15 protein-coding genes are annotated in these 18036 nt (G+C 74.3%); 6 read left to right on the top strand and 9 right to left on the bottom strand.

Annotated elements, in window-relative coordinates; all coding sequences use genetic code 11:
• Positions 1-21 precede the first annotated feature (21 nt).
• From ABZ172_RS11825 to ABZ172_RS11795, 7 genes are all read right to left on the bottom strand, one after another.
• Entirely contained in the window at positions 22-990 is a 969-nt protein-coding gene (locus ABZ172_RS11825) for a BadF/BadG/BcrA/BcrD ATPase family protein (protein ID WP_356882831.1), read from the bottom strand.
• A complete protein-coding gene (locus ABZ172_RS11820; protein ID WP_356882829.1) occupies positions 981-2246 on the bottom strand; it encodes a 6-phospho-beta-glucosidase in 1266 nt (421 codons plus the stop codon). The genes ABZ172_RS11825 and ABZ172_RS11820 overlap by 10 nt, the downstream gene beginning before the upstream one ends.
• A gap of 5 nt (positions 2247-2251) precedes the next feature.
• Positions 2252-3151: a carbohydrate ABC transporter permease gene (locus tag ABZ172_RS11815; RefSeq protein ID WP_356882827.1), complete on the bottom strand. Its 900-nt coding sequence runs from the start codon at positions 3149-3151 to the stop codon at positions 2252-2254.
• A gap of 1 nt (position 3152) precedes the next feature.
• Positions 3153-4151 (bottom strand): sugar ABC transporter permease, encoded by a 999-nt coding sequence (locus ABZ172_RS11810; RefSeq protein ID WP_356882825.1) that lies wholly within the window; start codon positions 4149-4151, stop codon positions 3153-3155.
• Between the two features lie 11 nt (positions 4152-4162).
• Positions 4163-5503, bottom strand: coding sequence for an ABC transporter substrate-binding protein (locus ABZ172_RS11805; protein WP_356882823.1), 1341 nt, complete (start codon positions 5501-5503; stop codon positions 4163-4165).
• 247 nt (positions 5504-5750) lie between these two features.
• A complete protein-coding gene (locus ABZ172_RS11800) occupies positions 5751-6911 on the bottom strand; it encodes an ROK family transcriptional regulator (protein WP_356882821.1) in 1161 nt (386 codons plus the stop codon).
• Between the two features lie 133 nt (positions 6912-7044).
• Entirely contained in the window at positions 7045-8109 is a 1065-nt protein-coding gene (locus tag ABZ172_RS11795; RefSeq protein ID WP_356882819.1) for a mechanosensitive ion channel family protein, read from the bottom strand.
• Between the two features lie 309 nt (positions 8110-8418).
• Between ABZ172_RS11795 and ABZ172_RS11790 the strand changes: the two genes are divergently transcribed.
• Positions 8419-8955: an HNH endonuclease gene (locus ABZ172_RS11790; RefSeq protein ID WP_356882817.1), complete on the top strand. Its 537-nt coding sequence runs from the start codon at positions 8419-8421 to the stop codon at positions 8953-8955.
• Positions 8956-8986: 31 nt separating this feature from the next.
• On the opposite strand, the gene ABZ172_RS11785 is transcribed toward ABZ172_RS11790, so the two are convergent.
• Entirely contained in the window at positions 8987-11983 is a 2997-nt protein-coding gene (locus ABZ172_RS11785) for a beta-N-acetylglucosaminidase domain-containing protein (RefSeq protein ID WP_356882815.1), read from the bottom strand.
• Positions 11984-12338: 355 nt separating this feature from the next.
• Between ABZ172_RS11785 and ABZ172_RS11780 the strand changes: the two genes are divergently transcribed.
• The 5 genes from ABZ172_RS11780 (at position 12339) to alc (ending at position 17279) form a co-directional block, all read left to right on the top strand.
• Positions 12339-12671, top strand: a complete 333-nt coding sequence (locus ABZ172_RS11780) for a hypothetical protein (RefSeq protein ID WP_356882813.1) — start codon at positions 12339-12341, stop codon at positions 12669-12671.
• Positions 12672-14813 (top strand): 4-alpha-glucanotransferase, encoded by a 2142-nt coding sequence (gene malQ / locus ABZ172_RS11775; protein ID WP_356882811.1) that lies wholly within the window; start codon positions 12672-12674, stop codon positions 14811-14813.
• 38 nt (positions 14814-14851) lie between these two features.
• Complete coding sequence (locus ABZ172_RS11770; RefSeq protein ID WP_356883010.1) at positions 14852-15064, top strand: hypothetical protein; 213 nt, start codon at positions 14852-14854, stop codon at positions 15062-15064.
• 80 nt (positions 15065-15144) lie between these two features.
• On the top strand, positions 15145-16077 hold the full coding sequence (locus ABZ172_RS11765; RefSeq protein ID WP_356882809.1) for a LysR substrate-binding domain-containing protein: 933 nt from the start codon (positions 15145-15147) through the stop codon (positions 16075-16077).
• A gap of 59 nt (positions 16078-16136) precedes the next feature.
• Positions 16137-17279: an allantoicase gene (alc, locus tag ABZ172_RS11760; RefSeq protein WP_356882807.1), complete on the top strand. Its 1143-nt coding sequence runs from the start codon at positions 16137-16139 to the stop codon at positions 17277-17279.
• A gap of 93 nt (positions 17280-17372) precedes the next feature.
• Here alc and ABZ172_RS11755 read toward each other — a convergent pair whose 3' ends face one another.
• On the bottom strand, positions 17373-17924 hold the full coding sequence (locus ABZ172_RS11755; protein WP_356882805.1) for a hypothetical protein: 552 nt from the start codon (positions 17922-17924) through the stop codon (positions 17373-17375).
• Between the last annotated feature and the right edge of the window lie 112 nt (positions 17925-18036).

The following is an 18036-nucleotide window of genomic DNA, read 5'->3' as shown; positions in this document are numbered from 1 at the left end:
CGCCCGGGAGATGACGGCCATTCAGGCGTAGTGCGCCCGCAGTCTGTCGTGCGTCCGCGGGGCGGCGCCGGTGCGGTCCAGCCCGAGCAGCGCGGCGCCCAGGACCGGCGGCGCCGACACCACCCGGATCTCCGCCTTCGGGGCGCGTGCGGCGAGGAGTTCGGCGATACGGTCGTCCAGCGCCGGGTGGCGGGCCGCGAGCACACTGCCGCCCAGCACCACCGGCACCTCCTCCTCCAGCAGGCCGAGCCGGGTCAGCGCGACCGAGGCCATGGCCACCACCTCGTCGCCCAGCCGTTCCACCAGGCCGCGCGCGATCCGGTCGCCGGCCGCGCCGGTGGCGAACAGCACCGGGGTCAGCTCGTGCCGCCGCCCGAACGGGATGTGCCCCAGGTGCAGCGCCTCGATGAGCGCGTACATCGAACCGAGCCCGAAGTGCCCCGGCAGGGTGCGGGCCAGCTCGGTCGGCTCACCGCGGCCGTCCTCCGCCCGCGCCGCGTACCACAGCGCCTCCTCGGCGAGTCCCGAACCGCCGCCCCAGTCACCGGAGATCCGGCCGATCGCGGGGAACCGGGCGGTGGCGCCGTCCGGCCGCATGCCGACGCAGTTGATCCCCGCACCGCACACCACGGCCACCCCGAGGGGCCCGTCCACCCCCGCGCGCAGGATCGCGAAGGTGTCGTTGCGCACCTCCACCGTGCGCCCCCAGCCGCGCGCCCGCAGCGCCTCGGCCAGCTCCCGTTCCTCGACCGGCAGGTCGGCGTTGGCGAGGCAGGCCGACACATGCGCGACGCCGTCCACCCCGGCCCGCTCGAAGGCGGTGCGGACCGCCGTCCCGAGCCCGTCCACGGCCACGTCGACCCCGACGGCCGGCGGCTGGAAGCCGCCCCCGCGGGCCGCGCCGAGGACCGCGCCCCCGGCGTCGACCACGGCCACGTCCGTCTTGCTGTTGCCCGCGTCGATCGCGAGCACCTGTCCGGTCAGGCCCACGCCAGGTGCTCCCGGTTGTGCGCGATCAGCTTGTCGGTGAGCGCCTCGGCGTACTCGAACTGGCCGATCAGGGGGTGCGCCAGCAGCGCCTTGAACACCCGGTCGCGGCCCCCGCGCAGGGCGGCGTCCAGAGCCAGGTCCTCATAGGCGGTGACCTGCCCGATCAGCCCGGCGTACAGCGGGTCCAGGGCGGGGACGGCGAGCGGCGAGGCACCCGTGCCGTCGACCCGGGCCTGCACCTCGATCACCGCGTCGTCCGGCAGGAACGGCAGCGTCCCGTCGTTGGAGGTGTTGACCACCTGCACCGCGGAGCCGCCCCCGCCGAGCAGCGAGGACGCCAGGTCCACGGCCGCCTCCGAGTAGAAGGCACCGCCCCGCTTGCCCAGCAGGGCGGGCTTCTCGTCCAGGGACGGGTCCCCGTACATCGCCAGCAGCTCCTTCTCCATCGCGGCCACCTCCGCGGCACGGGACGGCTTCGTGCCCAGCTCCCGCACCACCGCGTCGTGCGCGTAGAAGTACCGCAGGTAGTACGAGGGCACGACACCGAGCCGGTCCACGATCTCCCGGGGCATGCGCAGGTCGCCGGCGATCGCCTCGCCGTGCTCGGCCAGCAGCCGCGGCAGGACGTCCTCGCCGTCCGGGCCGCCCAGCCGCACCCCGAGCTCCCACGTCAGGTGGTTCAGCCCGACGTGGTCGAGGTGCACCTCACCGGGTGTCACGTCGAGCAGCGCGGCGAACTTGCGCTGGAAGCCGATCGCCACGTTGCACAGGCCGACCGCCTTGTGCCCGGCCCGGAGCAGCGCCCGGGTCACGATCCCGACCGGGTTGGTGAAGTCGATGATCCACGCGTCGGGGTTGGTGCGGCGGACCCGCTCCGCGATGTCGAGCACGACCGGCACCGTGCGCAGCGCCTTGGCCAGGCCGCCCGCCCCGGTGGTCTCCTGCCCGACGCAGCCGCACTCCAGCGGCCAGGTCTCGTCCTGGTTGCGGGCGGCCTGCCCGCCGACGCGGAGCTGGAGCAGCACCGCGTCGGCGCCGGCGACCCCGGCGTCCAGGTCGGAGGTGGTGACGATCCGGCCCGGGTGGCCCTGCCGGGCGAAGATCCGCCGCGCCAGGCCGCCGACCAGCTCCAGCCGGTCGGCCGCCGGGTCGACGAGCACGAGCTCCTCCACCGGCAGGGTGTCCCGCAGCCGCGCGAAACCGTCGATCAGTTCGGGGGTGTAGGTGGACCCGCCGCCCACTACTGCGAGCTTCATGGTTCTCAGCCCTTTACTCCGGTGAGGGTGACGCCTTCGACGAAGGCCTTCTGTGCGAAGAAGAACACGATGACGACCGGCGCCATGACGAGCAGGGTCGCGGCCATCGTCAGGTTCCAGTTGACCGCGTGGGCGCTCTTGAAGGACTCCAGGCCGTAGCTCAGTGTCCAGGCGCCCGGGTTCTGCGCGGCGTAGATCTGCGGCCCGAAGTAGTCGTTCCAGCAGTAGAAGAACTGGAACAGGGCCACGGCCGCGATGCCCGGCCTGGCCATCGGGACGACGATCCTGAGGAGGGTGCGCAGCTCGCCGCACCCGTCGACCTTCGCCGACTCGACGTACTCCTGCGGGATCGTCAGCAGGAACTGCCGCAGCAGGAAGATCGAGTAGGCGTCGCCGAACGCCATCGGGACGATCAGCGGCCACAGCGAGCCCGACAGGTGGAACTGCTGCGCCCACACCAGGTACATCGGGATGATGACGACCTGGGGCGGCAGCATCATCGTGGAGATCACGAGGATCATCGCGGTACGCCGCCCGCGGAAGCGGAACTTGGCCAGTGCGTAGGCGACCGGTACCGACGAGCACACCGTGAACACGGTGCCCAGCAGGGCGTACATCAGCGAGTTGCGCCACCAGTCGAGGAACCCGGGTGTGTGGAACACCGTCGCGTAGTTCGACCAGTTCCAGGAGCCGGGCCAGAGATTGCCGCTCATCGCCTGCTCGTCGCTCATCACCGAGGTGAGCAGGACGAACACGAACGGCAGGACGAAGAACAGGGCGAGCGCGACGGCCACGGAGTGCACCGCGATCCAGTGCAGGACGCGCCGGCGGCGCTGCCCGGCCGCGTCGGTGCCCCTCCGGCGGCCCGGTGCGGCCGTCTCCGGCCGGGTCAGGGTGGTGGTCATCTCAGTCCTCCGCCGGGACGAGGCCGACGCTCTTGCGCATCAGCAGAAGGGTGACGGCCATGGCGATGGCGAAGAGCACGAGGGAGAGCACGCAGGCCGCCCCGGTGTTGAAGTTCTGGAAGCCCAGCGAGTAGACGAGCTGCGGCACCGTCAGGGTGGAGTGGTCCGGGTACCCGGGCTGGATCACCGTACCGGGGCCGATGGAGACACCCGAGGCGAGCTTCCCCGCGACGAGGGCCTGGGTGTAGTACTGCATCGTCTGCACCACTCCGGTGACGACGGCGAACAGCACGATCGGTGTGATGGCCGGCCAGGTGACGTAGCGGAACTTCGCCCAGGCGCCCGCGCCGTCCAGATCGGCGGCCTCGTACTGCTCCTTCGGCACGTCCAGCAGCGAGGCCATGAAGATGACCATCAGGTCGCCGATGCCCCACAGGGAGAGCAGCACCAGCGAGGGCTTCGCCCAGGCCGGGTCGTTGAACCAGTTCGGACCGGTCAGGCCCAGCCACGACAGCATCTCGTTGACCGGCCCGGTGGACGGGTTGAGGAGGAAGACGAAGGCGACGGTGGCCGCGACGGGCGGGGCCAGGTACGGGATGTAGAAGGCCGTGCGGAACAGCCCGACCCCCGTCCTGACCTTCGTGACCAGCAGACCGATGCCGAGTCCGAAGACCACCCGCAGCGCGACCATCACGACGACCAGCCACAGCGTGTTCCACAGCGCCGGGCCGAACAGCGGCATCTGCTCCAGCACGTACCGCCAGTTCCGCAGCCCGACGAAGGTGGGCTCCTTGATCTGGTTGTAGTGCATGAAGGAGAAGTAGACGGTCGCCAGCAGCGGGTAGCCGAAGAAGACCGAGAACCCGACCAGCCAGGGCGAGAGGAACCCCAGGGTGCGCAGCCGCTCGCGGTTCCGTTTGCGCCGCAGGGGCGAGGTGCGGGGGGCCGGTCCGGCCGGCCGCCCGGCGGACTCCGCCGGGGTGGAGAGGGACAGTGCCATGGCTCGGCTCCTCAGCTTTCCGACTGGAGGTTGTCGGCGTCGATCTGTGCGTCGAGTTCCTGGAGACCCCGGTGCAGGTCCTTCGTCCGGCCCGCCTCGACGGACTGCGCGAAGGCACCGAACGAGGTGATGTACTGACCGCCGTTGTCCGAGGGCGGGACCGCCTGGCTGTGCGGGTTCCGCGCGATCTCGATGAAGGTGCGGAAGGCCGGATCGGCGTCCAGAGCGGGTGAGGCGAGGGCGTCGAACGTGGACGGGACGTTGTGGATCGCGTTGGCGAAGCGGACCACCGGCTCGGTGTCGACCGTCAGGTACTTCACCAGCTCCCAGGCCGCGTTCTGGTGCCGGCTGCTGTGCGCGATGCCGGCCACGGTGCCGGTCAGGTACCCGCGCCCGTAGGTGTCCGCCTGGTCGTCGGGGACCGGCATCGGGGCGACCCCCCAGTCGAAGTCCGCCTTCGCCTCGTCGAGCATCAGCCCGCGCCACTCACCGTCCAGGTGCATGGCGAGCCGGCCGGTCAGAAAGCCGTTCTGGGAGGACATCTCGTCACCGAAGCGGGCGCGGAGCCTCTCCATCGCGGCGTAGCCGCCCTGCGCGTCGCCGAGGCCGCGCAGGGTGGCGAAGAAGTCCTCGGTCTTCGGCTCGTCGGCGAGCGCGGCCCGGCCCTCGTCGTCGAAGTACCGCGGCCCCCACTGCGCGAACATCCGGTCGGGGGAGTTCTGGTAGAGCTGGACGTTCGGCATGAAGCCGGCGCGCTCCAGCGAGCCGTCCCCGCTCTTCCGGGTCAGCTTCACCGCGTCGGCCTTCAACTCCGACATGGTGCGCGGGGGCCGGGTGATCCCGGCCTCCCGGAACGCGTCCTTGTTGTAGTACAGCCCGAACGCGTCGGCGAGCAGCGGCGTCGCGCACTGCACCCCCTCGTACCGCGTGTAGTCCAGCAGCGTCTCCGGGAAGACCTTCGTCTTGTCGATCCCGCTCTTCCGCAGGAAGGGGTCGAGGTCCACCCACATGCCGGACGAGCAGTACTGCCCGACGTTGTTGGTGGTGAAGGACGTGACGACGTCGGGTGCGTCGTCACCGCCCGCGCGCAGTGCCTGGTTGATCGTCTCGTCGCTCACGTTGCCGGTGGAGACGACGTCGATGTTCGGGTGGAGCTTCTCGAAGCGGGCGATGTTCTCGTCGATCGCCTCGACCTCGCCGGGTGCCGACCAGCCGTGCCAGAACTTCAGCGTCACCGGCTCCGTGGGGTCGTCGGTGTCGCTGCCGGTGCTCGGGCCGGCGCAGCCGGACAGCAGCAGTACGGCTGCGCCCAGCGCCAGGGGCACGCGGGTACGAAAGCGCCGTGGCGTCATAGCGGACTTCCTTTGCAGCGGGGCTTCGCGGGGGACGGGGACGGGCGGTCGGGGGTGGGGGACCGCCGGCCACGGGTACCGGTCGTGGTGGTGCCGGACACGGGGGTGCGAGTGCGGGTACCGGATACGGAGGTGCCGTACCCGGCGCCGGGCGGGACGCCGGCGGTGCGGGTGTGGTGACGGCCGGCGTACGGGCGTTCCGCCGGAACGGTCCGGGCGGAGGGTGCGGGCGGAGGGGGCGCCGGGTTCAGCCGGTGTCGAAGACGCTGTCGCGCGCCTGGGCGAGGGCGGTCCGCAGCGCACCGGTCAGGATCGGGTCGCCCTCGATGTCGCTGACCCGGAGTAGCGGCCGGGGGAGGGCCAGACCGGTCATCTCGGCCTCGACGCGCTCGCGGAGCGCCTCCCCGCCGGCCTGGGCCACCCGGCCGGACAGCACGACCAGTTCGGGGTCCACCACGGCGACGACGGAGGCCAGCCCGGTGGCCAGCCGACGGGCCACCTCGGCCCGCACGGAGGCGTCGGCGAGGGCTTCGGCCAGCGGTTTCCCTCCGGCCAGGTCGCGCACGGCGGGGCCGGAGACCTGGCTCTGGAAGCCGCCGCCCGCGTCCGGGCCCGCCCAGTCGGCGGCCCCGCCGCGGGCGAGCGGGGCGCCGGGCAACGGCATGTAGCCGATCTCCCCGGCACCGCCGGTGGCGCCGCGCAGCAGCGTGCCGCCCAGCACGATCGCGGCACCCACGCCCTCGTCGAGGTAGGCGAGGACGAAGTGGTCGTGGTCCTGGGCCGCGCCCTCGTACTGCTCGGCGACGGCGGCGAGGTTCACGTCGTTCTCGATGGTGACCGGCCTGCCGACCACCTCGGCGAGATCGGCGAGCAGGGTGCGGGAGTGCCAGCCGGGCAGGTGCGGCGCGTACCGGAGCTGTCCGGTGTGCGGGTCGATCGCGCCGGGGGTGCCGATCACCACGGCGCCGAGGTCGTCGTGGCCGAGCCCGGTCGGACGCAGGGCGCCGTCCACGGCCTCGGCGACGAGCTGGGCGGTGCGGTGGCGTACGTCCTCCGCGACCGCGTCGGCCTCGACGCGGCAGGAGCCCACCACGGTGCCGGTGATGTCGGCGACGACGGCGTCCGTCCCGGTGGGGCCGACGGAGAGCGCGGCGACGTGGGCGGCGGCCGGATCGATCTCGTACAGCACGGCGTTCGGCCCCGGCCGGCCGCTCTGGCTGCCGGTCGACCGGACCAGGCCGGCCTCCTCCAGCCGCGCCAGCAGCTGGGAGGCGGTGGGCTTGGACAGCCCGGTCAGCTCTCCGATGCGGGTGCGGGTGAGGGGCCCCTGGGTGACCAGGAGGTCGAGCGCCGCCCGGTCGTTCATGGCCCGCAGCACGCGCGGGGTGCCCGGTGTGGTTCCGGCCATGTGCGCCGCACCCACCTTCTGTTAGGAAACCTTACTGTCGATGGGAGGACGCTATGGCGGCGTCCCGGAGCCGTCAATGGGAAGCGCCCCCGGGGCAACCAAAGTGTTACCTCGGGGGCGCGCTGCGCGGGTGCTACTTCGACAGGTTGGGCGGCGCTATCGGGGTCGCCGCCAGCGACTGCGGCGAGGTCGCCGACGCGTACGCCGACGGGGCCGCCACGGACGCCGTGGGATCGGCGGTGGACTCGCTGTCCGGCTGGGCGGGAACGACCCCGATCATCCGGATGCCGGCCGCGTCCAGGGCCTCCTTGATCCGCCAGCGCAGCTCGCGCTCGACGCCCAGCGCCTTGCCCGGCATGGTCCTGGCCGTGACCCGCACGGTCATCGAGTCGAGCAGCACCGCGTCCAGGCCGAGCACCTCGACCGGACCCCACAGCCGCTCCGACCAGGGCTCCTCCTTGGTCATGGTCTCGCCGGCCCCGGCGATCGCCTTGCGGACCAGGTCCAGGTCCTCCACCGGGCGGACCGTGACGTCGACACCGGCCGTGGACCAGCCCTGGCTGAGGTTGCCGATCCGCTTGACCTCACCGTTGCGGACGTACCAGATCTCGCCGTTGTCGCCGCGCAGCTTGGTGACCCGCAGGCCCACCTCGATGACCTCGCCGGACGCGACCCCGGCGTCGATCGAGTCCCCGACGCCGTACTGGTCCTCCAGGATCATGAAGACGCCGGAGAGGAAGTCGGTCACGAGGTTGCGGGCGCCGAAGCCCAGGGCCACACCGGCGACCCCCGCGGAGGCCAGCAGCGGGGCCAGGTTGATCTCGAAGGCGCCCAGGATCATCAGGGCCGCGGTGCCCAGGATCAGGAACGAGGTGACCGAGCGGAGCACGGACCCGATGGCCTCGGAGCGCTGGCGGCGCCGTTCGGCGTTGACCAGCAGACCGCCGAGGGCGGTGCCCTCCACCGCCTGTGCGCTGCGGTTCATCCGGTCGATGATGTTGGTCAGGGCCCGCCGGATCATGTAGCGCAGCACGATCGCGATGGCGGCGATGAGGACGATCCGGAGCCCGGTGTTCAGCCAGGTGGACCAGTTCTCCTCGACCCAGCCTGCGGCGTTCCCGGCCCGTTCGGCCGCTTCGTCCAGCGAGCCCGGGGCGCCGGGTGACGAGGCCGCGGCCAGGAGGGCGGACAGGGGCACGGCGGGGACCTCCGGAAGAGACGACGACAGACCGTCAACCCTAACGAAGCCGGGGGAGTGATCCGTGGCCGACGGCGGGGGAGAGACGCGTCTCACCCGGGGTCCGTGGCCGATCGCACAGCGGGGCCCCGGACCCCGTGCGCGGCCCCGTTCCGGCGTCCTCGGACGGTGCCCGCCGCGGCCCGGCGGGGAAAATCCCTCCGGCCCGTTACCCGCACGTGGTGGCGCTCGGACCAGGCATGAGGGGAGACTGAGAGCGGATCGTCCCGGCGCGAGCCACGCGTCGCCGGCGTACAAGGAGGCATCCACGTGCCGCACGTCCTGGTTCTCAACGCTTCGTACGAGCCGCTCGGCGTCGTACCACTGCGCCGCGCACTCGTCCTCGTCCTCGAGAACAAGGCCATCTGCCTCGAGGAGTCCGGCGCCTTCCTGCACAGTGCGACCCGCGCCGTACCGGCGCCCAGCGTCGTCCGCCTCAAGCGGTTCGTGCGGGTCCCCTACCGGGGGCCCGTCCCCCTCACACGCCGGGCGCTCTTCGCGCGGGACGGCGGGCGCTGCATGTACTGCGGGGCCGCCGCGACCAGCGTCGACCACGTCATCCCGCGCAGCCGGGGCGGGCAGCACGCCTGGGACAACGTGGTGGCCGCCTGCCGCCGCTGCAACCACGTCAAGGCGGACCGCCACCTGCCCGAGCTGGGCTGGCGGCTGCGCCACCAGCCGGCACCGCCCAGCGGCCTCGCCTGGCGGATCATCGGGACCGGGCACCGCGATCCGCGCTGGCTGCCCTATCTGCAGCCGTTCGGGGCGGAGGACGTGATGGCCCGGATCGACGGCGTCTCCGCCTGAGGAGCCGGGCCCTCCGCGTGTCCGGGCCCCGTCAGGGCGTGCCCGCGCCGCCCCCGGCGACGGCGTACGCCTCGACCGACCAGAGCGAGTAGCCGTACTCCGTGGCCCGGCCGTCGCCCTGGATCCGGATGAACCGGGTGTCCTTCGCGTCCATCCGGAGCGTCTCGCGCCCGCCCCCGCCCTCCCGCACGGTCGCCGCCGTGCGCCAGGTGCGCCCGTCCGCGGACACCTGCACGCGGTAGCGGGAGGCGTAGGCGTCCTGCCACCGCAGCACGACCTGGCCGAGCCTGACCGGGGCGGGCAACTCGGCCTGCCACCAGGCACCGTCCTCGGCCGGCGAGGACCAGCGGGTCTCCGGATCGCCGTCGGAGGCCGCCGCGGCCGGGAAGTCCGGGGTCTCGTCGGCCGAGGAGGAGGCCGTGGCCGTACGCAGCAGATCGGGGCCGCCGGTGGGAGGGAAGGCCCGCACGGTCAGCGTGCTCCGCTCGTCCCCGAAGCGCAGCGGCACGGTGTACTCACCGGCCGGGGTGCCGGCCGGGACGGTGATGTCCACCGGGACGTCGGTCCGCGAGCCGCCCGTCACCCTGGTCTGCTCCGGCACCTCGACCTCGATGCCCTCGGGCGCCTTCGCCGTGAGCCTGCCCTTCACCTCGCCGGGGCGCCCGCCCGCCAGCCGGGCCTTCACCCGCTGTGTGCCGCCGCCGATCACGGCGTCCGTCCGGTCGCGGACGAGGTCGAGCCGGGCCGCCGGCTCGTCGCCGAACCACGGGACGAGCGCCCGCACCTCCGGGCTGCCGTCGGCGTGCGCGCCCGCGACCCCCGGGGCCGGGGGACCGGTCAGGACCGGCCGGGCGGACGGCGCCGAGACCCGCAGGGCGTCGGCCCGCAGACCCTCCACCGCCGTCTGCGTCCAGCCCGACGGGGCCAGGGCGCCGAGCCGGCGCCAGCCCTCACCGGGGACGTGGACCTCCAGGACCGCGTCCGCGGCGCCGCCGCCGGGCCGGGTCAGTGTGGTGACGGCCTTCAGCGGGCGGGCGCGGTCCAGGCGGAGGGTGTAGCCGTCCGCGTCACGGCGCGGCGTCCCCGCGTCGCGGTCGGTGCAGTTCCAGGCCTCCGCCTCCTTCACGACCCGGTCCAGGAACGGATCGAGGACGCCCTCGCCCACCGTCGCCCTGCTCGCCGCGATCTCGTCGCGCAGCGGTTCGAGCGCCAGCTGGGCCTTCCAGGCGGCCGCCCCGTCGCCGCGCTCCTGCGCCCGCAGCAGGTCGACGGCGAGTTCGCCCGCCCTGCCGTACCGGGCCAGCTGGCCGGACCACGGGCGCACCTCGTTCCGCAGCCGTCCCTCTGCCAGGGCCTCCAGCCGCTCCGGGGCCCGCCGCATCACACCGAAGGCCGCCCGCAGCTCGTCGGCCGCCTTCTCGCGCGCCGCCCCGTCCGCCGTGTGCGCGGCCGGACGCGTCTCCCAGAACGCGGACAGCAGGGGCCGCAGGTACGCGGACTCGTCGCCGCCCAGCACCGACCCGGCGCTGTTGCCCGCCAGCGCCTCCAGGGCGGCCCGCGCGTCGGCGTCGCCGCCCGCGAGGTCCTCGATCGCGGCCCGCCAGGACTCCTGCGGCCGGTACCCCTTCGGGTTCCAGGCGAAGTCGGCGGCCGTGAACAGCGGGATGCGGGAGGCCGAGGGCTGCTCCATGGCGGTGGAGAGCAGCGCCGCCGACCCGCCCGCCACGGCCGGGTCGCGGCCGGTGTACGGACCGAGGAAGATCCGGTCCTGCGCGTAGTCGTTCACCGGGTAGTTGTCCATGGTGACCAGGGGGCGCCGGAAGGCCGACCGGGCGTCCGCCAGCTCGCGGCCGGTGATCGTCTTCGGCACCACCCCGACCCCGCTCCAGGCCACCTGCACCCGGTCGTCCAGCGCGGCGGCGAGCGCCGTGCGGTAGTCGGTGGCGCCGTCCTGGTAGAACTCCGTCGGCATCAGCGACAGCGGCTCCGCGCCCGGGTGCCGCTCCGCGAGGTGCCGGGCGACCGCGCCGGCCACCCGGGCCTGCGCCCGGGCCGCCGCCTCGGGCCCGCTGCCGTACGTCCGCGCGTCGTCCTCGCAGTGCCACTCGCTGTAGCTGACGTCCTGGAACTGCAGCTGGAAGGCCCGCACCCCCAGCGCCCACATCGCGTCGATCTTCCGGTTCAGCGCCCGTACGTCCGCGTCCGACGCCATGCACATGGCCTGTCCGGGGGAGACGGCCCAGCCCAGGGTCACGTGCTCGGCCCGCGCCTTCTCGGCCAGCGCGCGGAAGTCGGCGCGCTCGGCCGCCGGGTAGGGGTCGCGCCACCGGGCCTGGCGGTACGGATCGTCGCCGGCCGCGTAGAGGTAGCGGTTCTGCTTCGTGCGCCCCATGAAGCCGAGCTGCGCGAGCCGTTCCGCACGGGTCCACGGCTGCCCGTAGAAGCTCTCGGCCGTGCCGCGCACGGCGGTGCCCGGCCAGTCCCGGACCACGGCCCCGGCGACGCTGCCGTCCCGCACGAGCTGGCGCAGCGTCTGGACGCCGTGGAACAGGCCGTCCTCGCCGACACCGTCCAGGGCGACCGTGGGGCGTCCGTCGGCGACGCCGACGGCGAGGCGGTAGCCCCCGGACGGCAGATCGGCGCGCTCCGGGGCCCGCAGGCCCCGCAGGGCGCGGTCCGCGTCCGTGCCGCCGAGCCGGAGCACCGGGCCCCTGCCGGGCAGCGTGTCGTGCACGGTGCGCACACCGGCGTCGCGCAGGAGCACCCTGAGCGACTCCACCGCGTACGGATCGGCCTCCGGGTCGGCGAGGAGGGTGACCTCGCTCCCGAGGGCGACGTCGTGGCCCGAGGGCCGGACGGACTGCGGGCGGGGCCAGACGGCGGGCAGCCGGGTGTCGCCGACGCGGTCCGCGGCGGTCGCGGCGGGGGTGACGGGGTCCGCGGCCGCGGCCGGTGCGAACGGGCCGAGCAGTCCGCCGATCACGGCGACGGCCATGGCCGTCGCTTGCCTCCTGCGCCCGAGCTGCACGCCCCTGCCCCCTTCGTCCCCGGCCCGGGTCCGGCGTCCGGACCGGGCCCGGCGTCCGGGCGCCGGACCGCTGCCCCGGCCATGCCGTCCGAGCCCACCACCCGGGCGCGGGAGTGTCAATGCGCATGGCCGTTTCGCCGGAAATGCCCGCCGCCGTGACGGGTGTGGCGCGTGTGCGTCCGGGGAAGACTCGCCGCGTGGCCGAAAACAGTCCATATCCGACGGGCAGGGGAACGAGGTGTGACCTGCGGCACGTTGAGCTCGTTGGTCATAACGCCTGTGTCACGTCCACGCCTGCACCCGCCCCCGCTGGGTAGGCCTGCTGTGTCCTGTAGTCCACGGCCAGGAGGCCCACGTGCCCGCATCCGCGCAGCTTCTGCTCTCCGCCCTCTCCAAACAGGTACCGAGCCCCATGGACCCCGATCGCCCGGCGGGCAAGACGTCCCCGTCCTTCACCGCCCCTCCGATGATCAGCGAGCTGCCGCTCGCCGACGTGTCCCCCCTGACCGGCGAACCCGCGTTCGCCGACAGCGTGCCGCTCCTCAGTGAGCCCCCGCTGACCAGCGAGCCTCCGCTCGCCGACGCCACACCCCTCACGAGCGAGCCACCGCTCGCCGCCGTCGCCCCTCTGACCAGCGAGCCGACCGCACCCGGCACCGCGGGGGGCATGGAGTCCCCAGGAGTCTGAATGGGCTTGTCCCGGCTCGCCGCACTGCACGGCGTCGCCACCTCCTTCTCCCCGTCCCCGGACGTCACGGTGTCCGTCCCCGACGACACGGTCACGGCCGTGCTCGCCGCCCTGGGCGTCGATGCCGCCACGCCCGAGGACGTACGGAGATCACTCGCCGCAGCCGAGACGGCGGCGGCCTCCCGACTGCTCCCGCCGACGGTGGTGACCTGGTCCGGGGAGCCGCTGCCGGCGGCGCTCACCGGGCTGCCGCACGGCACGCTCCTCACGGTCGATCCCGAACCGGACACCTCCGCCGCCCCCGGACCGCTGCGCATGCGGGTGCTCCCCGCCCCCGCCGGGGACGCGCCGCCCACGCCCTCCTGGTGGACCGAACCGCCCCCGGGGATCCACCGGCTGACCCTGCGCACCCCGGACCGCCGCCACGCCACCGCCACGCTCGTCGTGGCCCCGGACCGCGTGCCCCAGCCGCCCCCGCGCACGCACGGATTCCTCGTCCAGCTCTACTCGCTGCTGTCCGCACGCTCCTGGGGCATGGGCGACCTCGCGGACCTGGCCGACCTCGCCGCCTGGGCGGGACGGACCCAGGGCAGCGGATTCGTCCAGATCAACCCGCTGCACGCCGCCGTGCCGGGCCGCCCCACCGACCCGTCGCCGTACCGCCCCTCCTCCCGGCGCTTCCCCGACCCCGTCCACCTGCACATCGAGTCGATCCCCGAGTACGGCCACGTCGCCGAGCCCGGCAGGACGGCGCTGGACGATCTGCGCCAGGAGGCCGCGGCGCTGCGCGAGGCCGTGCTGGACAAGGGCGCCCTGATCGACCGGGACGCCGTCCTGGAGCTCAAGCGGCAGGCCCTGGAGATCGTCCACCGAGTCCCCCTGTCCCCGGGGCGCCGCGCCGCCTACTGCGACTTCCTCGCCGCGCAGGGACAGGCCCTGGAGGACCACGCCCTGTGGTGCGCCCTGGCCGAGGTGCACGGCCCCCGGTGGCGCGAGTGGCCCGAGGGGCTGCGCGACTCCCGCTCCCCGCAGAGCGCGCGGGCCCGCACCGACCTGCTCGACCGGGTCGACTTCCACTGCCGGCTCGCCTGGCTCACGGACACCCAGCTCGCCGCCGCCCAGAGCGCCGCCCGGGAGTCCGGGATGGCCGTGGGGATCGTCCACGACCTCGCGGTCGGCGTGCACCCGGACGGCGCGGACACCTGGGCGCAGCAGGACGCCTTCGCCCGGGGCATGTCCGTCGGCGCGCCCCCCGACGCCTTCAACGCGCACGGCCAGGACTGGGGGCTGCCCCCGTGGCGCCCCGACGCCCTCGCGAAGTCCGGGTACGCCCCCTTCCGGGCCCTCCTGCGCGGCCTCCTCGCCCACGCCGGGGCGCTGCGCATCGACCACGTCATGGGCCTCTTCCGGCTCTGGTGGGTGCCCGAGGGGCTCCCGCCCACCGAGGGCACCTATGTCGCCCAGGACGCCGAGGCGATGCTCGCCGTCCTCGTCCTGGAGGCGCACCGGGCCGGTGCCGTCGTGGTGGGGGAGGACCTCGGCACCGTCGAGCCCGGGGTGCGCGAGGCGCTCGCCCGGCGCGGGGTGCTCGGCACCTCCGTGCTCTGGTTCGAGCGCGACTGGGCCGGCGACGGCCGCCCGCTCGCCCCCGGGGAGTGGCGGCAGGGCTGCGTGGCCACCGCGACCACCCACGACCTGCCGTCCACCGCCGCGCGGCTGACGGGCGAACACGTGACGCTCCGCCACCGGCTCGGGCTGCTGCCCCGCCCCCTGGAGCAGGAGCTGGCCGAGGACGCCGCCGACACCGCCGAGTGGCTGGCCTTCCTGGCCCGGCTCCGGCTGCTGCCCGAGGGCGAAGGCGACGAGGAGGCGGCGGTCCGCGCCGTCCACCGCTTCCTGCGGAGCACCCCGGCCCTGATGTCCGGCGTCTGGCTCCCGGACACCGTGGGCGACCGCCGCCCGCAGAACCTCCCCGGGACCTGGGACCAGTACCCCAACTGGCGTCTGCCCATCGCCGACGCGGACGGCCACCCGGTCACCCTGGAGGAGATCACCGCCTCACCACGGCTGCACCGGCTGACGGCCGTCCTGACGGACGGTCCGGAGTCCCGTACGGCACCCCCGGGCGCGCGCCCCTCGTAGGCGTTCGCTACGTTTGCACCGTGGACAAGAAGAACGCTATGCGCGCCGGAGCCGTCGCGGCCGGTACGACGCTGATGATGCTGCTCATGTCGTCCCCGGCGCTCGCGCTCACCCGCGACGACGGCGACGACCCGGGTCCCGGCCTGAACGTACTGGAGACCCTCGGTCTCTACGTCGCGCTGCCGATCGTCCTGTTCCTCGTGATCGTGGGCCTCGTGATGGTCCTGGACAAGTCCGAGAAGCAGGCCTGAGGAACGTTCCCCCGGGTGCGCCGCCGGTACGCCGTACCGCGCGGCGCACCGGTGTGTCCGGACCCGGGTAGGTTGCGGGCATGACCGAGTGGGACGTGAAGAAGCTCCGCATCCTGCGCACCCTGCGCGACCGGGGCACCGTCACCGCCACCGCCGAGGCCCTGCGCATGACGCCGTCGGCGGTCTCGCAGCAGCTCACCAACCTCGCCGGCCAGCTCGGGGTGCGGCTGCTGGAGGCGCAGGGGCGCCGGGTGCGCCTCACCGACGCCGCGCACCTCGTACTGCGGCACGCCGAGGCGGTCTTCGCCCAGCTGGAGCGGGCCGACGCCGAGCTCACCGGCTATCTCAGGGGCGAGGCGGGCCAGGTGCGCGTCGGCGCCTTCTCGACCGCCGTGCCCGCCCTGGTCGTCCCCGCGGTGCGGCTGCTGGCGGCCGGGGAACGCCCCGGGCCCCAGGTGCGCGTGCGGGAGGCGGAGGCGGCCCAGGCCTTCGAGCTGCTGTCGGCCGGCGAGGTGGACGTGGCGCTCTCCCTGGCGGCGCACTCCCCGACGGCCCGGGACCCCCGCTTCACCCTGCTGCCGCTCCTCGCGGACCCGCTGGACGTGGCGCTGCCCGCCGGGCACCGCCTCGCCGGCGTCCCCGGTCTGCGGCTGGCGGACCTCTCCCAGGAGCCCTGGATCTTCGGCGGGTCCGGTCCCTGGTCGCAGATCACCACCGCCGCGTGCGAGGCGGCGGGCTTCGTGCCCGAGCAGGCCCACAGCGCGGCCGGCTGGACGGCGATCCTCGCCATGGTGCGGGCGTCCATGGGCGTCGCGCTGGTCCCCCGGACGGTCTCCGCCTCCGACCGCCCGTACGACGGGGTGGTGATGCGGGTCCTGGAGGCGGACCGGCCGTACCGCCATGTGCTGGCGGCCGTACGGCAGGGCGCCGAGCAGGGTCCCGCGGTGGCCCGGGTGCTGGCCGCGCTCCAGGAGGTGGCGGCCGGACCCGGCCTGAATGTTAAGCAGGATTGAAAGGATCCTGCGAAAACTTTCGATGGACCTGATCGTCGGTGCGGCGGCAGAGTAGCCGCATGCCCACCGACACGATCCAGCCGGAGTCCGGTTCCGACGACCCGCACGCCAACGACGCCGCCCCCTACGGCGGGGGTGACCCCTACGCCGACTACCGTGCGGGCGACTTCCCCTTCACCGGGCTGGTCGACCTCGCGGACCGCCGCCTCGGCGCGGGGGTGGTCGCGGCGAACGACGAGTTCTTCGCCGAGCGGGAGAACCTCCTGGTCCGCGAGCCCGCCGTGTTCGACCCTGAGCGCTTCGGCCACAAGGGCAAGATCATGGACGGCTGGGAGACCCGCCGCCGCCGCGGCGCGGACGCGGAGCACCCCTTCCCGGCCCCGGAGGACCACGACTGGGCGATCGTCCGGCTGGGCGCCCCCGGGATCGTCCGCGGCGTCGTCGTCGACACCGCCCACTTCCGCGGCAACTACCCGCAGCGTGTCTCCGTCCAGGCGGCGGCCGTGGAAGGCGCCCCCGGCCCCGCGGAGCTCCTCGCCGACGACGTGACGTGGGAGGAGCTCGTCCCGCCCACCCCCGTGCGCGGCCACGCCGCCAACGGCTTCGCGGTCACCGGCGGCCGCCGCTACACGCACCTGCGGATCTGCCAGCACCCCGACGGCGGGATCGCCCGCCTGCGCGTCCACGGCGAGGTCGTCCCCGACCCGGCCTGGCTCGCCGCGCTGGGCACGGTCGACCTGATCTCGATCCTCAACGGCGGGACGTACGAGGACGCCTCGGACCGCTTCTACTCCTCGCCGGCCCAGATCATCCTGCCCGGAACCTCCCGCACGATGGACGAGGGCTGGGAGAACCGCCGCCGCCGGGTCCGCGACACGAACGACTGGGTCCGCTTCCGCCTGCCCGCCCAGGGCGCGGTGCGCGCGGTCGAGATCGACACCGCCTGCCTCAAGGGCAACGCGGCCGGCTGGATCGGCCTCCACGGCCGCGACGGCACGGGCGACTGGTTCGAGATCCTGCCCCGCACCCGGCTCCAGCCGGACACCCTCCACCGCTTCGTGCTGGACGCCGAGGCCGTGGTCACCCACGTACGGCTGGACGCCTACCCCGACGGCGGGGTGGCCCGGATGCGCCTGCACGGCTCGCTGACGGAGCCGGGCGCGGCCGAACTGGCCCGCCGCCACCGGGAGTCCGGCGCCTGAGGCCCCCGTCCGGCGGGCGGCTGCGCACCCGCGCCCGCCCGCCGGACGGTTTCCACCCGCGCCGGGGTCCGGAGACGCTCGCCGCGCCCCCGGTCACGTCCCGGCGTGCGGCTGCCCCAGCCTGGCCTCCATGCGGCCGATCCTCGCCGAGGAGCGACGGGTGAGTGCCGGGACGCCGCACTGGAGGGCGCAGCCCGCCAGCGTGATCGCACCGGTCAGGACGCGCCCGTCCAGGAACTGCACCAGGGCACTCAGCCCGAGGCAGACGGCGAGCAGCCGGCAGACCCACAGGAGGCGGACGACCCGCTCCACGGACCTCCGCTGACGGTTCAGGACCCGGCCCATCGCCGCCCGCTCCCGCGGGTCGTCGGGGACCTCCTCGCGCCGGATGCGCCGGCCGAGTGCCCGCAGGCTCCCGGGGGACACCCCCGCGCTGCGGGCCAGGGTGCGGTTCGCCCGCAGACCCCACGCCGTCCCGAGCACGACGAGCAGCAGCCCGCCGACCACCAGCGGGAGGGGGCTGCCGCTCCGCGCGAAGGCCGCCCCCGCGGCCGCGGCCGTCGCGGCGACGAGGACCGCGTGCAGCACCGCCCTCACCCGGCGGCGTCCACGCCCGCCTCCCGCGTCCTGCTCGTGTTCCGCCATCGTCCGCCCCTCGGCACCGTGGAGCGGCACGGGCACCGCCCCGGATGCCACGGGTACCCCGGTTTCCCGTCATGATGAGGGGGCGCCCCGACGGGAGCGCCCCCTCACCGTG

It is taken from the genome of Streptomyces sp. NPDC006296 (assembly GCF_040613235.1).
GTDB lineage: Bacteria > Actinomycetota > Actinomycetes > Streptomycetales > Streptomycetaceae > Streptomyces.
Note: the sequence above shows the minus strand (reverse complement) of the source record. Positions and strands in the feature narration are given on the sequence as shown.